19 protein-coding genes are annotated in these 19,034 nt (G+C 66.0%); 12 read left to right on the top strand and 7 right to left on the bottom strand.

What is annotated here, in order from left to right; all coding sequences use genetic code 11:
* Nucleotides 1-35: 35 nt before the first annotated feature.
* Entirely contained in the window at nucleotides 36-1,391 is a 1,356-nt protein-coding gene (locus WKW80_RS17070) for an MFS transporter (RefSeq protein WP_340364755.1), read from the bottom strand.
* A 125-nt stretch (nucleotides 1,392-1,516) separates the two neighbouring features.
* On the opposite strand from WKW80_RS17070, the gene WKW80_RS17065 reads away from it, so the two are divergent.
* Nucleotides 1,517-2,266, top strand: coding sequence for an IclR family transcriptional regulator (locus tag WKW80_RS17065; RefSeq protein ID WP_340364754.1), 750 nt, complete (start codon nucleotides 1,517-1,519; stop codon nucleotides 2,264-2,266).
* An 18-nt stretch (nucleotides 2,267-2,284) separates the two neighbouring features.
* On the opposite strand, the gene WKW80_RS17060 is transcribed toward WKW80_RS17065, so the two are convergent.
* Nucleotides 2,285-3,307 carry a LysR family transcriptional regulator gene (locus WKW80_RS17060; protein WP_340364753.1) on the bottom strand — a complete coding sequence of 341 codons (1,023 nt, stop codon included), beginning with the start codon at nucleotides 3,305-3,307 and terminating at the stop codon, nucleotides 2,285-2,287.
* A 179-nt stretch (nucleotides 3,308-3,486) separates the two neighbouring features.
* Here WKW80_RS17060 and WKW80_RS17055 point away from each other — a divergent pair, with 179 nt between their 5' ends.
* The 10 genes from WKW80_RS17055 (at nucleotide 3,487) to WKW80_RS17010 (ending at nucleotide 13,583) form a co-directional block, all read left to right on the top strand.
* Complete coding sequence (locus tag WKW80_RS17055) at nucleotides 3,487-4,434, top strand: tripartite tricarboxylate transporter substrate-binding protein (protein ID WP_340364752.1); 948 nt, start codon at nucleotides 3,487-3,489, stop codon at nucleotides 4,432-4,434.
* Between the two features lie 3 nt (nucleotides 4,435-4,437).
* Nucleotides 4,438-5,010 (top strand): 4-hydroxylaminobenzoate lyase, encoded by a 573-nt coding sequence (locus WKW80_RS17050; RefSeq protein WP_340364751.1) that lies wholly within the window; start codon nucleotides 4,438-4,440, stop codon nucleotides 5,008-5,010.
* Nucleotides 4,997-5,725: a nitroreductase gene (locus WKW80_RS17045; RefSeq protein ID WP_340364750.1), complete on the top strand. Its 729-nt coding sequence runs from the start codon at nucleotides 4,997-4,999 to the stop codon at nucleotides 5,723-5,725. The genes WKW80_RS17050 and WKW80_RS17045 overlap by 14 nt, the downstream gene beginning before the upstream one ends.
* A gap of 382 nt (nucleotides 5,726-6,107) precedes the next feature.
* Nucleotides 6,108-7,433 carry an MFS transporter gene (locus tag WKW80_RS17040; protein WP_422822919.1) on the top strand — a complete coding sequence of 442 codons (1,326 nt, stop codon included), beginning with the start codon at nucleotides 6,108-6,110 and terminating at the stop codon, nucleotides 7,431-7,433.
* Nucleotides 7,434-7,460: 27 nt separating this feature from the next.
* Nucleotides 7,461-8,696: a serine hydrolase domain-containing protein gene (locus tag WKW80_RS17035; RefSeq protein ID WP_340364749.1), complete on the top strand. Its 1,236-nt coding sequence runs from the start codon at nucleotides 7,461-7,463 to the stop codon at nucleotides 8,694-8,696.
* A gap of 3 nt (nucleotides 8,697-8,699) precedes the next feature.
* Nucleotides 8,700-9,866, top strand: coding sequence for a serine hydrolase domain-containing protein (locus tag WKW80_RS17030; RefSeq protein ID WP_340364748.1), 1,167 nt, complete (start codon nucleotides 8,700-8,702; stop codon nucleotides 9,864-9,866).
* Nucleotides 9,867-9,910: 44 nt separating this feature from the next.
* Nucleotides 9,911-10,630 (top strand): maleate cis-trans isomerase family protein, encoded by a 720-nt coding sequence (locus WKW80_RS17025; RefSeq protein ID WP_340364747.1) that lies wholly within the window; start codon nucleotides 9,911-9,913, stop codon nucleotides 10,628-10,630.
* The gene (gene hydA, locus WKW80_RS17020) at nucleotides 10,627-12,057 is read left to right on the top strand and encodes a dihydropyrimidinase (RefSeq protein WP_340364746.1); all 1,431 of its coding nucleotides are present in this window, start codon (nucleotides 10,627-10,629) and stop codon (nucleotides 12,055-12,057) included. Before WKW80_RS17025 ends, hydA begins: the two co-directional genes overlap by 4 nt.
* Before the next feature lie 28 nt (nucleotides 12,058-12,085).
* Complete coding sequence (locus WKW80_RS17015) at nucleotides 12,086-12,841, top strand: aspartate/glutamate racemase family protein (protein WP_340364745.1); 756 nt, start codon at nucleotides 12,086-12,088, stop codon at nucleotides 12,839-12,841.
* A 28-nt stretch (nucleotides 12,842-12,869) separates the two neighbouring features.
* On the top strand, nucleotides 12,870-13,583 hold the full coding sequence (locus WKW80_RS17010) for a GntR family transcriptional regulator (protein ID WP_340364744.1): 714 nt from the start codon (nucleotides 12,870-12,872) through the stop codon (nucleotides 13,581-13,583).
* A gap of 39 nt (nucleotides 13,584-13,622) precedes the next feature.
* Here WKW80_RS17010 and WKW80_RS17005 read toward each other — a convergent pair whose 3' ends face one another.
* Nucleotides 13,623-14,009, bottom strand: coding sequence for a hypothetical protein (locus WKW80_RS17005; protein ID WP_340364743.1), 387 nt, complete (start codon nucleotides 14,007-14,009; stop codon nucleotides 13,623-13,625).
* Between the two features lie 160 nt (nucleotides 14,010-14,169).
* Between WKW80_RS17005 and WKW80_RS17000 the strand changes: the two genes are divergently transcribed.
* Complete coding sequence (locus tag WKW80_RS17000; protein WP_340364742.1) at nucleotides 14,170-15,240, top strand: LysR family transcriptional regulator; 1,071 nt, start codon at nucleotides 14,170-14,172, stop codon at nucleotides 15,238-15,240.
* Here WKW80_RS17000 and WKW80_RS16995 read toward each other — a convergent pair.
* The 4 genes from WKW80_RS16995 to WKW80_RS16980 are packed head-to-tail and all read right to left on the bottom strand — an operon-like array spanning nucleotide 15,228 to nucleotide 19,025.
* Entirely contained in the window at nucleotides 15,228-16,109 is an 882-nt protein-coding gene (locus WKW80_RS16995; RefSeq protein WP_340364741.1) for an intradiol ring-cleavage dioxygenase, read from the bottom strand. The genes WKW80_RS17000 and WKW80_RS16995 overlap by 13 nt on opposite strands.
* 29 nt (nucleotides 16,110-16,138) lie before the next feature.
* Nucleotides 16,139-17,059 (bottom strand): SphA family protein, encoded by a 921-nt coding sequence (locus WKW80_RS16990; RefSeq protein WP_340364740.1) that lies wholly within the window; start codon nucleotides 17,057-17,059, stop codon nucleotides 16,139-16,141.
* Nucleotides 17,060-17,076: 17 nt separating this feature from the next.
* Nucleotides 17,077-18,144 (bottom strand): maleylacetate reductase, encoded by a 1,068-nt coding sequence (locus tag WKW80_RS16985; RefSeq protein ID WP_340364739.1) that lies wholly within the window; start codon nucleotides 18,142-18,144, stop codon nucleotides 17,077-17,079.
* Nucleotides 18,141-19,025, bottom strand: coding sequence for an FAD synthetase family protein (locus WKW80_RS16980; protein WP_340364738.1), 885 nt, complete (start codon nucleotides 19,023-19,025; stop codon nucleotides 18,141-18,143). The genes WKW80_RS16985 and WKW80_RS16980 overlap by 4 nt, the downstream gene beginning before the upstream one ends.
* Nucleotides 19,026-19,034: the final 9 nt, after the last annotated feature.

The raw sequence follows: 19,034 nt of genomic DNA, 5'->3' as shown, positions 1-19,034 counted from the left end.
TGGGTGGGTGGGTGCGTGGCGGTGACGTCGAAGGGTCAATGCAGCGGGACGGCCCGGACCGGGTCGTCGACCGGGTTGCGGCGCGATCGCCCGCCCAGCATGGCGGCAGCGGCCAGGGCGGCGGGAATGGCCAGCAGGCTGAACAGGTTGCCGGTCGAAAGCCCCATGGCCAGCAGCGGTCCGCCGATCAGCGAACCCGAGATGCCGCCGCAGCGGCCGATGCCCAGCATCCAGCTTGCGCCGGTGGCGCGCATGGCAGTCGGGTAGCTCATTGGTGCCAGTGCATTCATGCCGGTCTGCGCGCCGCTCAGGAACACGCCGCACAGCAGCAGCACTGCGGAGAACATTCCGGGCGTCATTTCGATGCGGCCCAGCAGCAGCACGCACACCGAGCCAATCGCATACGAGAGGCCGACGACGTAACGCCGGTCGAGGCGGTCCATGACCCAGCCGATGGAGATCGAGCCGATCGAGCCGCCGATCTGGAAGATGCCCGTGATGAACGCAGCGCGCTCGATGCTGAAGCCCGCATCGCGCATCAGCGTGGGCAGCCAGCCGCTCAGCAGGTAGATGATCAGCAGGCCCATGAAGTAGGTGGCCCACAGTCGCGAGGTGATCGCTGCGAAGCCTGAAGAGAAAAGGCTGCGCATCGAATCGCGGCCCGTGACGCTCGCTTCTGCCAGCACGAATGTCGATTGCGCGGAGATCGGTTCGCCACCGATGCGCGACAGCGTGAGGGCGATGCGTTCACCTTGGCCGCCGCGCAGTGCAAGAAAGCGCACCGACTCCGGCAAGGCCGCCATCAGCACGGGCACCAGCATCAATGGCAACGCACCGCCGACCACCAGCACCGAACGCCATCCGAAGTGCGGGATCAGCCACGCTGCCGCGAATCCGCCGAGGCCCGAACCGAGCGTGAAGCCGGTGAACATGAGCGTCAGCAGGAAGGCCTTCGCACGAGCCGGCACGTATTCGGAAACCAGCGTGGTGGTGTTGGGCATTGCCGCGCCAAGGCCGAGGCCGGTGAGAAAGCGCAGCACGGTCAGCTCGACCGCGCTGTGCGCAAAACCGGACAGCAGGCTGAAGGCGCCAAAGGCCACCACGGAGATGACCAGCACGACCTTGCGTCCCAGGCGGTCCGAAGCCGGCCCGCCGATCAGCGCGCCGGCCGCAAGGCCGAACATCGCGGCGCTCAGGATCGGGCCGAACATCGCCTTGGCCAAGCCCCACTCGCCCATGATCGAAGGCGCGACGAAGCCGATCGCCGCGGTGTCCCAGCCGTCGAGCAGGACGATCAGAAAACACATGACGAGGATGCGCCACTGCAGTCGCCCCATGGGCCTGTCGTCGATGAAGCGGGCCACGTCGATGGTCCGGGGAATTTGATTCATTGCCTGTCTCCTGATGGGTTTGCCGATGGAGACGAAGGATCTTCCCCAGCGCCTGGCGGGTCAAAGATAATTCTCGGAAATTGAGAATCTTCAATCGAAGATCCGTATTAACCCGAAGGTGCGCCATGGCCAAGACAGCGAACGTCCTGCAGGTTCTGCATCTGTTCACGCAGGCGCGGCATCAGGTGCGCGTTGCGGAGATCGCGCGGCTGCTCGAGGTGTCGAGCGCCACGGCGTACCGCTACGTGGCCGAACTCGAGCACACCGGCTTCATTGAAAGCGCTGCGACCGGTGTCTACGTGCTGGGCCCGGCGATTGTCGAACTCGACCGGCAGATCCGGCTGCACGATCCACTCATCGCGGCGGCGTCCGACATCATGCGCACGCTGTCGGAGCGCACCGGCGGCACCACGATCCTCGCCCGGTTGCATGCCTCGAAAGTGGTGTGCGTCGACCAGGTGCGCGGGCGCCATGGACCCAAGGCAGTGAGCTACGAACGCGGCCGAGCGATGCCGCTCTACCGCGGCGCCACGTCCACGGTCATATTGGCCCAGCTCGATCGCGATGCGATTCGTGCACTGGCCGAGCGCGACGCCAGCGAGATCCGCAAGGCCGGGCTGCCGACGAATCCGCAAGCGCTGGCGGAGCGCCTCCGTGCGTTGGGCGAGAAGCTGGTCGCGCACACGCAAGGCGAAGTCGACGCGGATGCGCTGGGCTGGGCCATCGCCATCCAACACGGCAAGCATCTGCTCGGAAGCTTGAGCGTCGTGATGTCCCGCGACGCACCCGACCTTGCACCGCAGCGCATCGCCGAACAGTTGCGGCGTGCCGCCCTGCGGGTACAGGGCCGGCTCGACTCACTCAAGGCAAGTTGACGAGGGCCGGGACACGGCTCAATTGTCGGGCGATGGTCGGGAATGTCCGCTGCCTTTGACTTTTGAGTCTTCGTCTGCAGCTGCCTTGGCGACCGCAATCACGAGTTCGCGCAACCACGCATGGGCCGCGTCATGGTCATTGCGGCGGTGCCAGACGGCGCGCGTCGTGGCAGTGCCTGCGCGATAGGGCGATTGACGAACGAGGAGTTCGCCGGTTTTCGTGAGCGCCTTGGCGAGCGAGGCCGGCACGATGGACAGCATGGTGCTTCCGCGCAGCAGCGCCGGGATGGCCAGCGCATGGGGGACGGTGACGCGCAGGCGTGGAACCGTCTGGATTTCCGCCAGCGCTTCTTCCAGCGAGTGACGGTCAAACATCTCGGATTGGCGCGCGAGGCCACGCTCGACGATAAATCCGTCCACCGCGCCTTCTTCCTGGCCGCCGACCGACACCGTCACCAGCGGGTACTTGGCGATGTCGCGCAACGAGAGCTTGCGGCGCGAAGCCGGGTGTCCCTTGGCCATCAGCATCACTTCTCGTTGCGTCATCAGGATCCGGGTATTCAACCGCGCGGGCACTTGCGAAAAAATGCCGATGGCCAGATCGATGCGCCCGAGGTCGATCTGCTCGGCCAGATCCAGGCGCGTGGAAGGCCGAATCACCAGGTCCACGCCCGGCGCCGTTTCCTGCAGGGCGCGCGCAAGTGGCGCAACAATGACCGCGGTGACATGGTCGTTCGCGGCAATCACGAACCGGCGTGTCGAGTGCTCGGGAAAGAAGGACTCGACGCCCAGCGTGGCCTCGATGCGCCGTAGCGAATCCCGCAACACGGGCGCCATGGCCAAGGCGCGGCCGGTGGGGACCATGCCCTTGCCGGTGCGCAGGAAGAGGTCGTCGCCCACGAGTTCGCGCAGTCGTGCGAGCGCATGGCTTACCGCCGATTGGGTCAGATTCAGGCGGCGTCCAGCGATGACGAGGTTGCGTTCTTCGTAGACCGCGTCGAACACCTTCAGCAAGTTCAGATCGATGCGGCCGATGCTCATCGCGGGTCACGCAAAAGGGTGGTGGACACTGAAATGAATTCCATGCATTTTGCTCTTGCAAAGACATCAGTTCCATTCAATTCACCGGCGACCCATCATTGCGTCCATCCCGTGTCCAACCCATGAACCGAGGTGCCTCAATGAACCCTCTCTCCCGTCGCGCATTCACGAGAATCGTCATGGCGGCGCCCGCCGCCGCTTGCCTGCCGCCGGTCCTTGCACAGACTGTCGGCACCACCGGAAAGCTCCTTGTCGGCTATCCCGCGGGCGGAACGCTCGATACCACCGCGCGGCAACTGGCAGAGGCCTGGCGCAGGCAGGGCCGGCAGTACATCGTGGACAACCGCGTGGGTGCCGCGGGTCGCATCGCGAGCAGCCAGCTGAAGCGCGAACGTCCCGACGCGAGCACGCTTCTGTGCACGCAGGCGTCGGCGTTGACGATCTATCCCCATGTCTACGCGCGCCTGATGTATGACCCGGCCAAGGATCTCGTTCCGGTTTCGCCCCTCGTGGAAGCCACCTGCGCCTTCGCGGTAAGCAGCGCGGTACCCGCTTCCGTGCGGACGCTGGAAGACTACGTGGCATGGGTGCGTCGCACCCCGGGCGGTGCGACCTACGCATCCCCGGCCGCCGGGTCGATTGCGCACTTTCTCGGCTATCAGCTGTCGGAGGCTGGCAACCTCAAGCTGCAGCACGTCGGCTATCGCGGTTCCGCCCCGGCCATGCAGGACCTCGTCGGCGGGCAGATCCCCGCCTATTTCGGTTTCGTCGCGGACTTCCTCCCCTATCTGCAGCAAGGCCGGATCAGGATCCTGGGCGTGGCCGGCGCGAAGCGATCCGCCTTCATGGCCGGGGTGCCGACCTTCGGGGAGCAAGGTTTCACGAAGATCCGCGGCGGCGAAACCTACGGCGTCTTCGCCCCACCTGGAACGCCGGACGCAACTGTGAAGGGCTTGCACGAATCGATGGTGACGGCAAGCCTGGACCCGGCGTTGCGAGCGGCTTTCGCGCAGGTGGGACTGGAGACGCTGACCTTGCCGCCGCACGAATACGCCAACCTGATCGAACGTGAGCGCGACACCTGGGGCCCGATCGTCCGGGCCTCGGGCTTCCGCTCGGAGGAGTAAGACATGACGAACGAAGCACTGAATCCCGACCGCCAGGCACTGATCGAGCACAGCATTCCCTTTCTCGATGAAGTCAAGGACATGACGGCCGGCAACGATGTCGAGCGCTGGCTGAACGAGAAGTACGGGCCCGGCAGCGAGCTCTATCGCACGCTCGCCGAGTTGGTGAAGAAGGGCGTGCAGGAAGGCTGGGCCGCCAGCGTCGAACTCGACGGCCCCGTCTATCGGCGCAGCCGGATCGCGGATCCGAGCGATCGCACCCACCACTTCAGCATCACCGCGGTCTACATGAACAGCAACGGGAACCGGCAAGGCAACCCGGGCGACAGCTATCGCGGTCAATACCACGGACATCCGTACGGCGAATTCAACATGGTGGTGCCGCTGGATCCTGGTGCCGCCCTCAACGGCCCCAACGGCTGGTGCCATGCAGGCTGGACCGCTCCGGCCCCGGGGAGCCACCACTATCCGGAGGCCAAGGGCGGAGCGGTGATAGCGCTGTTCTTCCTACCCGCGGGACGAATCTCGTACCGCCCTGCACCGCATCCCGAGGTGGTGGAACGTGTCGGCGCTTGAGTTGCCATCCGGCGGCCTGACAGGCAGCGTGGACCATGTCCTGACGGCGCGCAGGTCGGTGCGCGCCTATACGTCCAGGCCGTTGTCTCGCGAACTGGTCGCCGGGGTCCTGGATGCAGCCTCCAGTGCGCCGAGCAACTCCAATACCCAGCCTTGGCGCGTGCATGTGCTGACCGGCGTGCCTATGAAGGAACTGGGCGATGCGCTGGTGAAAGCGTTCCAGGAACGGTCCCTGCCACCGTCGACGCATTTCCCCGATCCGTTGCCGCCGGCGCTGAGCGAACGCCAGTCCGATTTCGCGCAGCGCTACTACGGCGCATTGGGCATCGACCGGTCGGATGTCGAGGCGCGGGCGCGACAGACGCAGCGCAACTTCAGCTTCTTCGGGGCGCCGGTCGGTCTGATCTTTTCTGTCGATGGCAGCCTGGGACGCCACAGCTGGCTTGACCTCGGCCTCTTCGTGCAGAACGTGATGATCGCTGCGAAGGCGCGCGGCATCGACACCTGCCCGCAGGTGTCCTTCGCACGCTTCCATTCGGTGATTGCGCCGTTCCTGCAGATGTCGCCGGAACAGGTGACGGCCTGTGGGATGGCGATGGGCTTCGGCGACCCAGCCGCGAGCGTGAACCGGATGGACATGCCTCGCCAGCGCATGGAGGAATTTACCCGCATGGTGGGCTTTGACGAGCCGGTCGGCGCCGCTGCGCACGGCTGAGGGCTCCCGGCACCGCAATCCGCGCTCGTCGGCCCCATCGGCGCACCGATCTCTTCCCGCTGTGGTGAATCCGCAGGACCGCGCCAATCATGTCCAGGGTCATCACTCCTCAGCCCAATGGCTCCCATCATCGCGGGCTAGGGGTTTACGATAGTGACGACAATAATGTCAACAACATTGTTGACACAGAGTTCGACAAACTCTAAATTCCGCTCTACAGCCTCGGCGGAGCACTGGCCATCCCAGCCCGATTCGCGACTGCAAGCCCGCCAACGCGCCAGGTCCGACCGGCCAGTTGGCACCCTTCGAATCTCACCATTGATGTCCGGTGGATGCCCGAGATGACGCGCAAGTCAAAGGCCGCTGCCGCAAGGAGTTCTCCATGCAACCGACCATGACGGCCGCCGTCTCATCGACCGCCGCTACGCCAGACACCGTCCTCCAACCCACGAAGGTGCGTTGGAAGATCTTCCTGATGATGTTGATGCTCATCTCGATCAACTACATCGACCGGGCCTCGCTGTCCGTCGCCATGCCACTGATCGCCAAGGAGTTCGACATTGGCCCGGCCATCCAGGGCCTGCTGCTGAGTTCCTTCTTCTGGACCTACGCATTCATGCAGATTCCGGGCGGCATGCTGGCCGACCGCTTCGGTCCGCGCGTCGTCATCGCCGGCGCCACGCTGGGCTGGGGTTTCTTCCAGGCCATCGCTGCGGCCTGCACGGGCTGGGTCCCGCTGCTGTTGACGCGCCTTGGACTGGGGGCGGCTGAAGCGCCGATCTACCCCGCGGGCGGCAAGCTGAACGGTATCTGGATGACGCAGAACGAACGCGGCCGCGGCGCGACGCTGCTCGATGGAGGCGCGCCGCTGGGTGCCGCGCTCGGCGCCATCCTGATCTCCGGCCTGATCGCAGGCCTCGAATCGTGGCGCATGTCCTTCGCCATCGCAGGCATCGGCACCGTGCTGGCTGGCTTTTTCGCCTGGGGCTACATCCGCAACCACCCGCGCGAGCATGCCGGCGTGAACGACGCGGAAGCCGTCTACATCGAGGCCAGCCAGGCGCAAGATGCCGCCAGCGAACCTCAGGGCGCGAGCGGCCGCGTGCTCGACTTCCTGCGCTATCGCTCGGTCTGGGGCATGTTCTTCGGCTGGATGTGCTTCAACGCGCTCTTCTACGGCCTGCTGACATGGATGCCCACCTACCTCTCCAAGGTGCATGGCTTCGACATCAAGCAAATGGGCGGCGCCGTGTTCTGCATGTTCTTTGCCGGTTTCGTCGGCGAAATGTTCGGCGGCTGGCTGGCCGACAAGTGGAAGGCGGCCGGTGCCTCGACCAGCAAGGTGCTGCGCACGCTGTTCGGCATCGCTTCGGTCATCGCCACCGTCGCGATCTACACCGTTTCGCAGATCACCGATCCGCTCACCGTCGTCGTGCTGCTGTCGGTCACGCTGTTCTTCCTGCGCTGGTGCGGCCTGTTCTGGTGCGTGCCGTCGATCCTCGGCCGCAAGGCACATGTCGGCTTCCTCGGCGGCACGATGAACCTCGGCGGCAACGTTGCGGGCATCGGCGTACCGATCGTGGTGGGTCTGCTCGTGCAGGCGACCGGTTCGTACTTCATGGCGCTGATGATGTTCGCGGCAGCCGGCGCGGGCCTGTTCATCTGCTCGACGCTGCTGATCGACTACAGCAAGAAGCTGCCCGTCTGATCCCCCGGCACCCCCAAGGAGACTTCCATGAAATCGAATCGATTTGCATCGGGGATGAGCCGTTCCCTGACGGGTAGCGTGGCACTGGCATTCGGTGCGCTCGCATTGCAAGCCATGCTGGCAGGCGCAGCGCTTGCGCAGGGCGCCGCTGCCGACGACGGCATCGCCAGCGCGGCGCCGGAAGCCGTTGGCGTGGATTCGGCACCGCTGGTGCGGCTATCCGAATGGATCCGGAAGGACAAGCTCGACGTGCGAAGCCTGCTCGTGGTCAAGGACGGCAAGCTGATCTTCGAACGCTACGGGGCCGGCGTCGGGCGCGACCACAACTTCGAGCTCTACTCCGTCACCAAGACCATCACCGCGCTGACCTTCGGCACGCTCGCCGGCCAAGGAAAGATCGCGTTGAGCGACCCCGCCGCGAAGTGGATCCTGAAGACGAATCCGCAATTTCGTGAGGCGATCGAAGACAAGAAGCACATCGAATTACGCCAGTTGATGGCGATGTCCAGCGGCTTGCTCTACAAGCAAGTCGAAGGTTCCGACCCGCTGTACTTCCAGGCACCCGACCGGTTGAAGGTGGCGCTGTCGACAGTGCCGCGGATCCCGCCGGACACTCGTTTCGAATACACCGATGCCAACCCGGTGCTGGTCGGCGCGGCGATCGCGGCGGCAGCCGGGCAACCCGAAGACCACTATGCCGAAGAACACCTGTTCAAGCCACTGGGCATGCGCAACTATCGCTGGACCGGCGCCGACAAGACCGGCACGGTCTCCGGCGGATGGGGCCTGCGGCTGCGCGCCATCGACATGGCCAAGGTCGGCATGCTGATGCTCGACGACGGCCGCTGGCAGGGGCGCCAGGTCGTGCCCGCGGCGTGGATCCAGCAGATGCGGACACCGTCGGCCAAGGCCACCGCGAAGGACTACGGCTACTACACCTGGATCAACCACATCGTCGAGTCCGAACCGGAATTCGGCGCGATGGGATTCAAGGGCCAGTTCATCACCGTGCTGCCAAAAGAGCACGCGGTCATCGTCATGACGGCGATCCTGCCGACCGATGGCGGCTTGCGCACGGGCGCCTACCTCAACACGTACCGCCGCATGGTCAACGACTATGTCCTGCCGGCGATGCAGGTGATCCCGCGTCCTTCGGTCAACGCGCAGGCACAGCAGAAACTCCGCCACGAGCTTGAACTCAGCGCGCAGGCGCAGGGCGTTCCGGGAACGGAACTGGCATTCAACGACGGCCCGGAGAAGTAAGCCATGACGACGATCACCCTCGCAGCCATGACCGCGATCGCGGCGTCGCTCATCTGCACCGCTGCCGCGGCGGCCGACCTGCCGCATGCGTGGCCCGAAAGCGTGGGCGTCGATTCACGCCCGCTGGTGCAACTGTCGGAATGGATCCGCAGGCGGGACCTCGACGTGCGAAGCCTTGTCGTCGTCAAGGACGGCAAGGTGGTGTTCGAGCGCTATTCGAAGGGATTGACACGCGACTACAACTACGAGCTCTACTCGATCACCAAGAACGTGACCTCGCTGTGCGCGGGCGCGCTCGTGGACGAAGGCCGCTCGCGATTCGACGAGAAGATCGCGCCCGTGCTGGTCAAGGCGCGACCCGACCTGAAGGATGCCTTTGCCGACAAGCAGGGCATCGAGTTGCGGCATGTGCTGTCGATGTCGACGGGCCTGGTCTACAACTTCCAGCCCACCGACGATCCGATCTACTATGGCGCGCCCGACCGCCTGAAGCTGGCCGCGACCACGGCGCCCAAGCGTCCGCCGGGCCAGGAATTCGAGTACACCGACATCAACCCGATCCTGGCCAGCGCCACGCTCGGCGCCGACGCCGGGATGCCCCTGCAAAACTATGCCGAACAGAAGCTGTTCAAGCCGATGGGCATGAGCCACTACGCCTGGGAGCGCGCAGACGACAAGGGCCTCGTGTCCTCGGGCTGGGGCTTGCGCCTGCGTGCCATCGACATGGCCAAGCTCGGCATGCTGGTGCTGTCGGGCGGGCGCTGGGACGGCCAGCAACTGGTGTCGCAGGCCACCATGCGCACCCTGACAGCGCCGACCTCCGCGCCGTGGTACGGGATGTACTGGTGGCTCAACGACATCGTTCCGACTGAGCCCGAAGTGCACGCGATGGGCTTCAAGGGCCAGTTCATCGTCGCGCTGCCCGAACGCAACGCGGTGGTGGTGATGACCAGCATGCTGCCGATCGAAGGCGGCCTGCGCGAGTCGCAGAACGTGCTGGCCATCCGCAAGATGGTCAAGGAGTTCGTGCTGCCGGCGCTCGACAACAAGGCCGGCGCGCGGCTGACGCGGGCCAGCGAGAAGGCAATGACGAAGGAGTTGGCGCTCGCCGCGCAGCACGCGGGCAAGCCCGGCGCGCCGGCGGATCCGACCGACACGCCCAGGCTTTGATCTTTTCGCGCCCGTCCTGAAGAACCCTACGCAGATTGACCGACATGTCCCCGCAAAAACGCATCGGCGTCCTCACGCCATCCTCCAACACCGCGCTCGAGCCGTTGACCAGCGCCATGGTGGCCGGCGTCCCCAAAGTCTCCGCCCACTTCTCGCGCTTCCGGGTGACCGAGATCTCGATGGGCGACAAGTCGCAGAACCAGTTCGACGAGCGCACCATCCTCGACGCGGCCAAGCTCTTGGCCGACGCACACGTCGACGTGATCTGCTGGAGCGGTACGTCCGCCAGCTGGCTCGGCTTCGAACGCGACCGCGCGCTGTGCGCCCGCATCACCGAGGTGACCGGCATTCCGGCAACCACCTCGGTGCTCGCGCTCAACGACCTGCTCGCGGCGCAGGGCGCCCGCACGCTGGGCCTGGTGTCGCCATACGTCGAAGACGTGCAGCAGCGCATCGTCGCCAACTATGCGGCGCTGGGCATCAAGTGCGTGGCCGAGCGGCACCTCGACCTGACAGTGAACTTCTCGTTCGCCGAAGTCGCGCCGGACACGCTGCGTGCCATGCTGCGCGAGGTCGCGCAGCAGCGGCCCGATGCGATCACCGTGATGTGCACCAACTTGCACGGCGCACCGCTGGTCGACGAGATGGAGCGCGAGCTCGGCATTCCGATCTACGACTCGGTCGCGACCGTGGTCTGGAAGGCGCTGAAGATTGCCGGCGCGAACGCGCGCCACGTCAAGGGTTGGGGAGGGCTGTTCGCATGAGCAACGCAAACTTTGATCTCGTCGTGCGCAATGCGCGGGTGGCCACGGCCAGCGACACCTTCGATGCGGACATCGGCATCGTTGCGGGCCGCATCGTGCAACTCGGGCAGGGCCTGCCCGCCGGCCGCCGCGAAATCGACGCGGCTGGCGCCTTCGTCACGCCGGGTGGCGTCGATGCCCATTGCCATCTCGACCAGCCGATGGAAGCGCCGGTCCGCATGGCCGACAACTTCGACACCGGCACGCGTTCGGCCGCATGCGGTGGCACGACCACCGTGATCCCGTTTGCCGCTCAGGAGAAAGGCCAGTCCCTGCGAGCGGCGGTGGCCGACTACCACGCACGCGCCGAGGGCCGTGCGCACGTCGACCACGCCTTCCACCTCATCGTCAGCGATCCGACCGAGGAGGTGCTGAAGAATGAACTGCCGCAGCTGATCGCCGAGGGCTACACGTCGTTCAAGATCTACATGACGTACGACGACCTGAAGCTCAACGACGGCCAGATCCTCGATGTGCTCGAGGTGGCGCGACGACATGATGCGATGGCGATGATCCACGCCGAGAACGCCGATTGCATCGAGTGGCTGACCAAGCGTCTCGAAGCGAGTGGCCGAACCGCGCCGCGCTTCCATTCGCATTCGCGGCCGATGCTGGTCGAGCGCGAGGCGACGCACCGCGCCATTGCCCTGTCGGAACTGGTCGACGTGCCGATCATGATCGTGCACGTGTCGGGAAAGGAGGCGGTCGAGCAGATCCGCTGGGCGCGCTCGCATGGCCTTCACGTATTTGCCGAGACCTGCCCGCAATACCTGTTCCTCACGGCCGAAGACCTCGGCATCGACGACAGCTACGGCGGCGCGCGTTGCGTCTGCAGTCCGCCGCCGCGCAACAAGAGCAACCAGCAGGTCATCTGGAACGGACTGGCCGACGGGCTGTTCACGATCTTTTCGTCCGACCATGCGCCGTTTCGATACGACGCGCCAGAGGGCAAGAAGCCGGGCGGCGCGGAAGTGGCGTTCCGTCACATTCCCAATGGCATCCCGGGCATCGAGACGCGGCTGCCGCTGCTGTTCTCGCACGGCGTGCTCGATGGCCGCATCACCATCAACCGCTTCGTCGAGCTGACCTCGACGAACCCGGCCAAGGCGTATGGCCTGCACCCGCGCAAGGGCACGATCGCGATCGGCGCCGATGCCGACCTGGTGGTGTGGGGCGCCACGCCGCGCGAGATCCGCAATGCCGACCTGCATCATGCGGTCGACTACACGCCGTACGAGGGCATCGAGGTGAAGGCGTGGCCCGCCACGACGATCGCGCGTGGCGAGGTGGTCTGGGACGGCCAGGCGTTCCACCCGCGCGCCGGCCGCGGCGAGTTCCTGAAGCGTGGCCGGCCGAGCTTGCTGCCGGCGGCGCGCCCGGTCCGTTGAAATCACGCCCACGCAAAGGCTTTCCACCATGAACCTGCTGCTCATCAACCCCAACACGTCGCAAAGCGTGTCCGACCTCATCGAGGCGGAAGCCCGCCGCGCGGCCGCACCCGGCACCAACGTGGCCGTACTGACCGCAGCTTTCGGCGTGGCTTATATCGAGACGCGCTTCGAGTCGCTGATCGGCGCCTATGCCACGGCGACGCTTGCGGCCGAGCACTGCGACCGGCATGACGCGATCGTCGTGGCTGCGTTCGGCGACCCGGGTCTCGACGGCTTGCGCGAGGTGCTCGACATTCCCGTGGTGGGGCTGACGGAGGCCGCGCTGATGAGCGCCTGCATGCTGGGCAAGCGTTTCTCCATCGTCGCGATCTCGCACCGCATCACTGCCTGGTATCGCGAAGTCGTGACGGCCAACGGCCTCGCCGGCCGGCTGGCGAGCATCCGCAATCTCGACAACCCGCTGAAGGACATTGGCCGCGTGCAGGAAGACCACACGGCGCGCCTCGAGGCACTGTGTCTGTCGGCCATCCAGGAAGACGGCGCCGACGTCATCATCATCGCGGGTGCGCCGCTGGCGGGGCTGGCACGCAGCATCAAGGATCGCATTCCGGTGCCCGTCGTCGATGGCGTGTCGAGCGCGGTGTGCCATGCGCAGACCCTCGTCTCGCTGGCCACGCTGCCCGCACGCCAGGGCAGCTTTGCGCCGCCGCCCCACAAGCCGAACCACGGCCTGCCCGATGGCATTGCCGCGCTGCTTGGAAGAGACCGCACGACGCGATGAGCTTCCGGCGTGGATTAAATTCGCTCGCATGCCCAAGAAAATGATTGCCCCCAAGGAGAGCGGCGGCACCGGCCGCGAACAGAGCGTCGATGCGATCGCCGAGAAGATCTCGACGGCGATCCTGGAGCATCGCCTGGCGCCCGGCACCAAGCTGGGCGAGGACCGTCTCGCCACCATCTTCGGCGCCAGCCGCGCGAAGGTGCGGGAGGTGCTGGCCCGCCTGGCGCATGAACAGATCGTCGAGCTGGTGCCGCAGCGCGGTGCGCACGTGGCCAAGCCAACCATCGAACAGGCGCAGGACGTGTTCGAGGCGCGCCGCCTGATCGAACCCGGCGTGCTGCGCCGTTTGATCAGCACGATGGACGACTTCAAGATGCAGCGCCTGCGCCGTCACCTGGAGCTCGAGGCGGATGCGCGCCTGCGCAACGACGCACGTGCGGTGGTGCGCCTCTCCGGAGAATTTCACCTGTTGCTGGCAGAACTTGCCGGCAACTCGGCACTGGCCCGCACGATGCGGGAGCTTTCGACGCTGACCTGCCTGATCATCTCGCTCTACGACGCGCCAACCGCTACGAGTTGCCGTGCCGACGAGCACGAGGAAATCGTCGACGCCATCAAGCGCAACGATACGCGCCGGGCCGAGACGCTCATGCTCCACCACCTCGAGCACATTCAGCAAAGTCTGAAGCTCGACGCCAGCAGCGACGAGGCCGACCTCGAGAGCATCTTCGGTCTGCAGTAGTGCGACAGCGGTTCGAGCCGGCATTCCGGTGGCATCGCGCTACCGTGCGTCGCGCGCGCTGCCGGTGGCCTGGCCGTGCCTGTCGGAGACGGCCGAAAACCGGCGCCGATGCATCAGGCTGGCCGGTGGCCTGATCGTTTGCCAGGTGGCATGTGCCAGCAGCCTCGCAAGACACACGCTGGCAAAGGCCGCCACGACGACGAAGTAATCCAGCGCTGCCGTGAAGGTCGCTTCCTGCGTCGCCAATCGGGCGATGTGGGCCAGCGCCAGGCGCGGCGCGAGCGCCGGGTCCTGCGTCGTGGCGAAATACTGCGTCATCTGGTCGAGCGTGTTCTGCACGGCGCCGTTCGAGGAAGGCAGGCTCTCGCCGAGGCGGGTGTATCGCACGCTGCTGCGCCACTGCATGCACAGGGTGGCCAGCGCCATGCCGGCGGTGAGGGGCGGAACTGGGCCAGCATGTTCTTGACCTGGTTGGCGTGCGAGAACGTCGCGTCGTCGTCCTGCAAGGTCTGGAACGCCTGCATTGCGGTGGTCGACAGAACCAGGACCACGAACGCACCGTTGCACAGCAGCGCGGGAACCGCAGTTGCTCTGGCAGGCGTTCGCGCATCAAGGCCTGGAGAAGCTGTTGCGCACGGCCGAGCGGAGCGGTACGCTCTTTGCCCGGCTGCACGACATGGACGTCATTCCCAAGATCAAAGACGGCGAGATCGACCTGCTGCATCTCCAGATCTTCGAGATCCTCCTGGTGGAGCGCAATCTGACGCGCTGCGCGCGGGTGCTCAATATGACGCAACCCGCCTTGAGCAAGATGCTCGCGCGGCTGCGTCTCTTCTTCGGAGATCCACTGTTCGTGCGCGTGGCGCTCAGGATGGAACCGACGCCCAAGGCACTCGAACTGGCGCAACCGGTGCGCGCGGTGCTCGATGGCATGCGCGCCCTGCGCTCCGGCTACGCTGCCTTCGATCCGCTCACTTCGGACCGTCGTTTCAGCATCTTCATGGTGGATGCAGCCGTGGTGCAGATGCTGCCGCCGCTGCTGGCAGCCTTGCGCGTCGAAGCGCCCAAGGTGCACGTGCAGGCGGTTCCATGCGATGTCCATCACCTGGACCAGTGGCTGGAGTCGGGGCTTGTCGACTTTGCGATCGGCTCGTTTGCTTCGCTCACGCAAGGTATCCGGCGCCACCCGCTGTGGACGGAGGGCTACGTGTCGCTGTTTCGCAAGGGGCATCCGCAGCTGTCCGCGGAGAACCTGAGGACAGGGGATGACGAAGCCGGGACGCGAAGCGCACTCGAGCGATTCGTCAACGAACAGCATGCGCTGGTGTCGGCCACCGGCACCGGCCACGAGTACGCCCATGCCGAACGGAAACTGGAGGCCATCCTCCCCCGCGATCACATCGTCTGCCGGGTGCCGACCTTTGCGGCTGCTGCGCTCATTGCCAGGAACTCCGACGTGGTTGCGACCGTGCCGAGGACGTTGGGCATTGCGCTGGCCAGGGACCTGGACCTGGTGGCGGTCGAGCCGCCGCTGCCCTTGCCACCCATGGAGATTGCGCAGTATTGGCACGACCGCTTTCATCGCGATCCAGGTAGCCAGTGGTTCCGTTCGATCGTGCGGCGACTGTTCCTGCGCGATGGCGCTCAAGCCACCTGAGACAATTCTCGCGGCGCGGACGCAGCCCTGGCCGTTGTCACACGCGTGGGGTTGAGAACCAGGTCGAAGTCCAGCAGATAAGTGCCGTCGGCCTGCAGGCGCCAGTCACCGAGCAGGGATTCGCGAACACCGAAGACGGCGTCGGAGTCCAGATACGCGTCGCCCTTGCGGAAGATATGCGTCACGAGCGTCTCGAAGCCGAGTGCGGTCACCATGAAGTGCAGATGAGCCGGGCGCCAGGGATGGCGGCGGGTTGCACGCAGCATTTCACCGACAGTACCGTCATCTGGAATTGGGTAGGCCACCGGCAGGACGCTGCGGAAATGAAAGCGCCCCTGCGCATCTGCTTCGAGCACGCCGCGCCCCTGCGCGTGGTCGAGCGCGTCGCGCTGCACGTCATAGAAACCCTCGCTGTCGGCTTGCCAGACTTCGAGGCGGGCCCCCGGGATGGGAGTGCCGTCCAGGCTGCGCACGGTGCCGCGCACCATGCAGGGCTCGCCGCTCGCGCCGTTGCCAACGTCGCCGCCGTTTTCGTAGTGTGGCGCGCCTTCGACATGGAACGGTCCGAACACGGTCGCCTCGGTGGCGCCGGCGGGTTTGTCGTGGTTCAACGCGACCGTCAGCATCGACAGGCCCAGCGTGTCACTGAGAAGGATGAATTCCTGGCGGGTCGCATCGCATTTCTGGCCCGTGGCGGTCAGGAATTCGATACCCTTCATCCACTCTGCCTCGGTGAGTTCGACTTCGCGCGCGAAGTCGTGCAGGTGCCGCACCAGGCTCGTGAGGATTTGCTTGAGCCGCGGGTCCGGTGTATCGGCGAAGCGATCGATCACGGCATCGGTGATCGTGTGCTGATTGAGGTTGCGCATGGTGGTCTCCTTGGGTTGAACGTGGGGCTTCAAAAAGGGCACAGCAACATCGCCCAGAACCGCGTGCCCTGCGGCCGGTTGCGGGCGCCGAACTCCGATTGCATGCGCAGCGTGACGGCGAACTTCGGTGTGATGCGGTAGCTGCCAAAAAGTCCGAGTGCGTTGACGCGGCCCTTGCTGTTCGGAACAGTGACGCCGTGAAGGTCGTCGTCGGTGGTCTGCCGGTACACATAGCCGTTCAGGCCCAGCAGCAGTTGCGGCAACACCCGGTAGCCGGCGCTGAATTCGATGCTTGCTTCATCGCCCGACTGGTAGCCCGTGGCGCCATTGCGGTCGTTGAGGCCGTAGCGAAACTTGGCGCTCACGTCGGAACGCGCGTCGGGAAACCAGGTGAAGGCGTAGACCGGTGCCACCTGGTTGTAGTTGCGGCCGATGTTCACGTTGTCGCTCACGTCGTAACTGCCGGTGCGCAGATGGGTCTCGATCCCCAGCGTCTGGTGGAAGCTCTGGCCGTGCCATCCGAGGATGACCGGCGAGAAGGACATGTCGGCAAGGCCTGTCTTCTGTCCGCCCTTGTCCAGCGGCGACAGCGGCGCGCGGCGCGCGATGCCGAGTGTCAGGTCGACCGCGCTGACTGGCTGGACGACGCGCGTTTCCACATTCGCGCCCAGGAACCGGACCCCGGGCCATACGTACGACAGGCGTGGCGCGATCACGTCGGCCTGAAGATGGAAGTCCGCGAACTTCGGACTGTTGTTGCCCGCGTTGTCCTTGAAATCCCGCGCCGAGTAGTGCTGGTAGAACAGCAGCCAGTTCGCGCCCTCCGGCAGCATGTAGCCGGCGAACGTGTTGTCGACGCCGATCGGATAAGAGTTGCCGCCGCCTTCCGTCGCGTTGGCTGTGTCGACGTGTGTCGACCAGGCACCGAGCGCCGTCAGCGCTGCGATCACGGGACGATTTCGGCTGATCATGCCGCGGGGCGAACGCCATCGAATGCGTCCTGCAGCAATTGACGGATGGCGCGTGCTTCGAGCGGGCGTGGGTTCGGATAACGGTTCTGCATCGCGATCTCGCAGGCGCGGTCGAGATCGGCGCTGCGCATGCCGATGTCCCTCAGCGCCATTCGTGCGCCGGCACCTTGTGCAATGTCGAAAACGCCTTGCGGCGCGTCGCCGCGTCCCAGCGCCTGCGCGGTTCGCGCCATTGCGGTGGGTGCTGCCTTGGCGTTGTAGGCCAGTGCATGCGGCAGCACGATCGTGTGGGTCTCGGCATGCGGCAGGTTGAAGCTGCCGCCGAGCGTGTGGCACAGCTTGTGGTGCAGGCCCATGCCGACCGCGCCGAGGGCGGTGCCGCACAGCCATGCGCCGTAGAGTGCTTCTGCGCGTGCCGCATCGATGCGCGCCGGGTCGGCGCTGCCCAAGGCAGGCAAGGCACGGCCGAACGCCGCGATGCCTTCCTGCGCGATCAAGTCGATGACCGGGTTCGTGTCCGCCGCGTAGAGGCTTTCCGCGGCGTGCGCGAGTGCGTTCATGCCGCTGGTCACGCTCGTGGCCACGGGCAGCGACAGCGTCAGGTCGACGTCGTAGAGCACGGTGCGCGGCCGCACGCGTGCGTCGAGCCCGGTCTTTTTCAGGCCGGTCTCGGTGATGCCGTAGATGCTGGTCATCTCCGATCCGGCGTAGGTCGTCGGGATGGCAATGAAGGGCAGCGCGGACTCGAGCGCAATCGCCTTGCCCAGGCCGATGGTCGAGCCGCCGCCAACGGCCACGGCGCAATCGACACCGAGCTTCGCGGCGAGTTCGCGCGCCTCGCGAGCCACCTCGATCGGAACATGCATCTCTGCGCGGTCGAAGATGCCGACGCAACGGGCGCCGAGCAGCGTGGCCACGCGTTCGGCCTCGGCGCGCTGACCCGGCGTGCTCAGCACGATGGCGCGCGAAGCACCAAGAGCCGCCACTTCCTTGCCGAGGCGTTGCAGCGTGCCGCTGCCGAACACGACGCGCTGCGCGTGACCGGTGTAGACGAAGTCTTTCATGCCCAGGCGCTCCTTTCCGGGTGCGAGAGCGGCCGGCCGGTCCATGCGCGGTCCACGAAGCGGATGCGCAGTTCGTCGCCGCGAGCAGCCTTCAAGGCACCATCGGCCACGAGGCGCACCATGCGACGGCCGGTGCTGCGGTCATCGCGAATGCGCAGCTGGGCAGGGATCCACGGCGACGCGTCGTCGCGATAGCGTACCGCGCCCACGTAGTCGGCGGCTGCCGGCGCGCACATGCCACGGCCCAACGCGGCCTCGACGACAAGCCGCGATGCGGCCAGTGCGCGCGTGATCGTCCCGGTCATCTCGTGCGGACGTTGCAGCACGGCGGAAGCGCCCGCAAGATCGCCGCTCTGGATCAGGCGGCGCGCCTCGGTGGAAGAACTGCGCACGGCATCGTGCGTGCCTGGCACGCGGTCGAGCGGCACGCCGGTGACACTGAAGCCGAGTCGCCGCGCCAGCGCCGACAGATACGCCACCGTACCCTGCCGGCCGCGCCCGCAGGCGAAGTTCTCGCCCACGATCAGTTCGCGCATGCCGAGCTGGTTCATCAGCGTCGTCAGCACGAAATCATCGGCCGGCTGCTGGCTGCGCGCATGGTTGAAGTGCAGCACGAGGCAGTGGTCGACCGCCCCGGTCGCGGCCAGCAGCTGCATTCGGTCGTCAACGCTCGACAGCAGCATCGGGCATGCATCGGGCCGCACGACCGCGCGCGGGTGCGGGTCGAAGGTCACCACCGCCGTCGGCACGCCGAGTTGCCGGCCGCGTTCGCGCAGTTGCCGCAGCACCTTCTTGTGGCCACGGTGGACCCCGTCGAACATGCCGATCGAGACGGCCGCGGCCGGCAGCCGCAAGTCGCAGGTGTCGGTGAGGACCTTCATGGCGCGGCC

The organism is Variovorax humicola (assembly GCF_037889915.1).
Lineage (GTDB): Bacteria > Pseudomonadota > Gammaproteobacteria > Burkholderiales > Burkholderiaceae_C > Variovorax > Variovorax humicola.
Note: the sequence above shows the minus strand (reverse complement) of the source record. Positions and strands in the feature narration are given on the sequence as shown.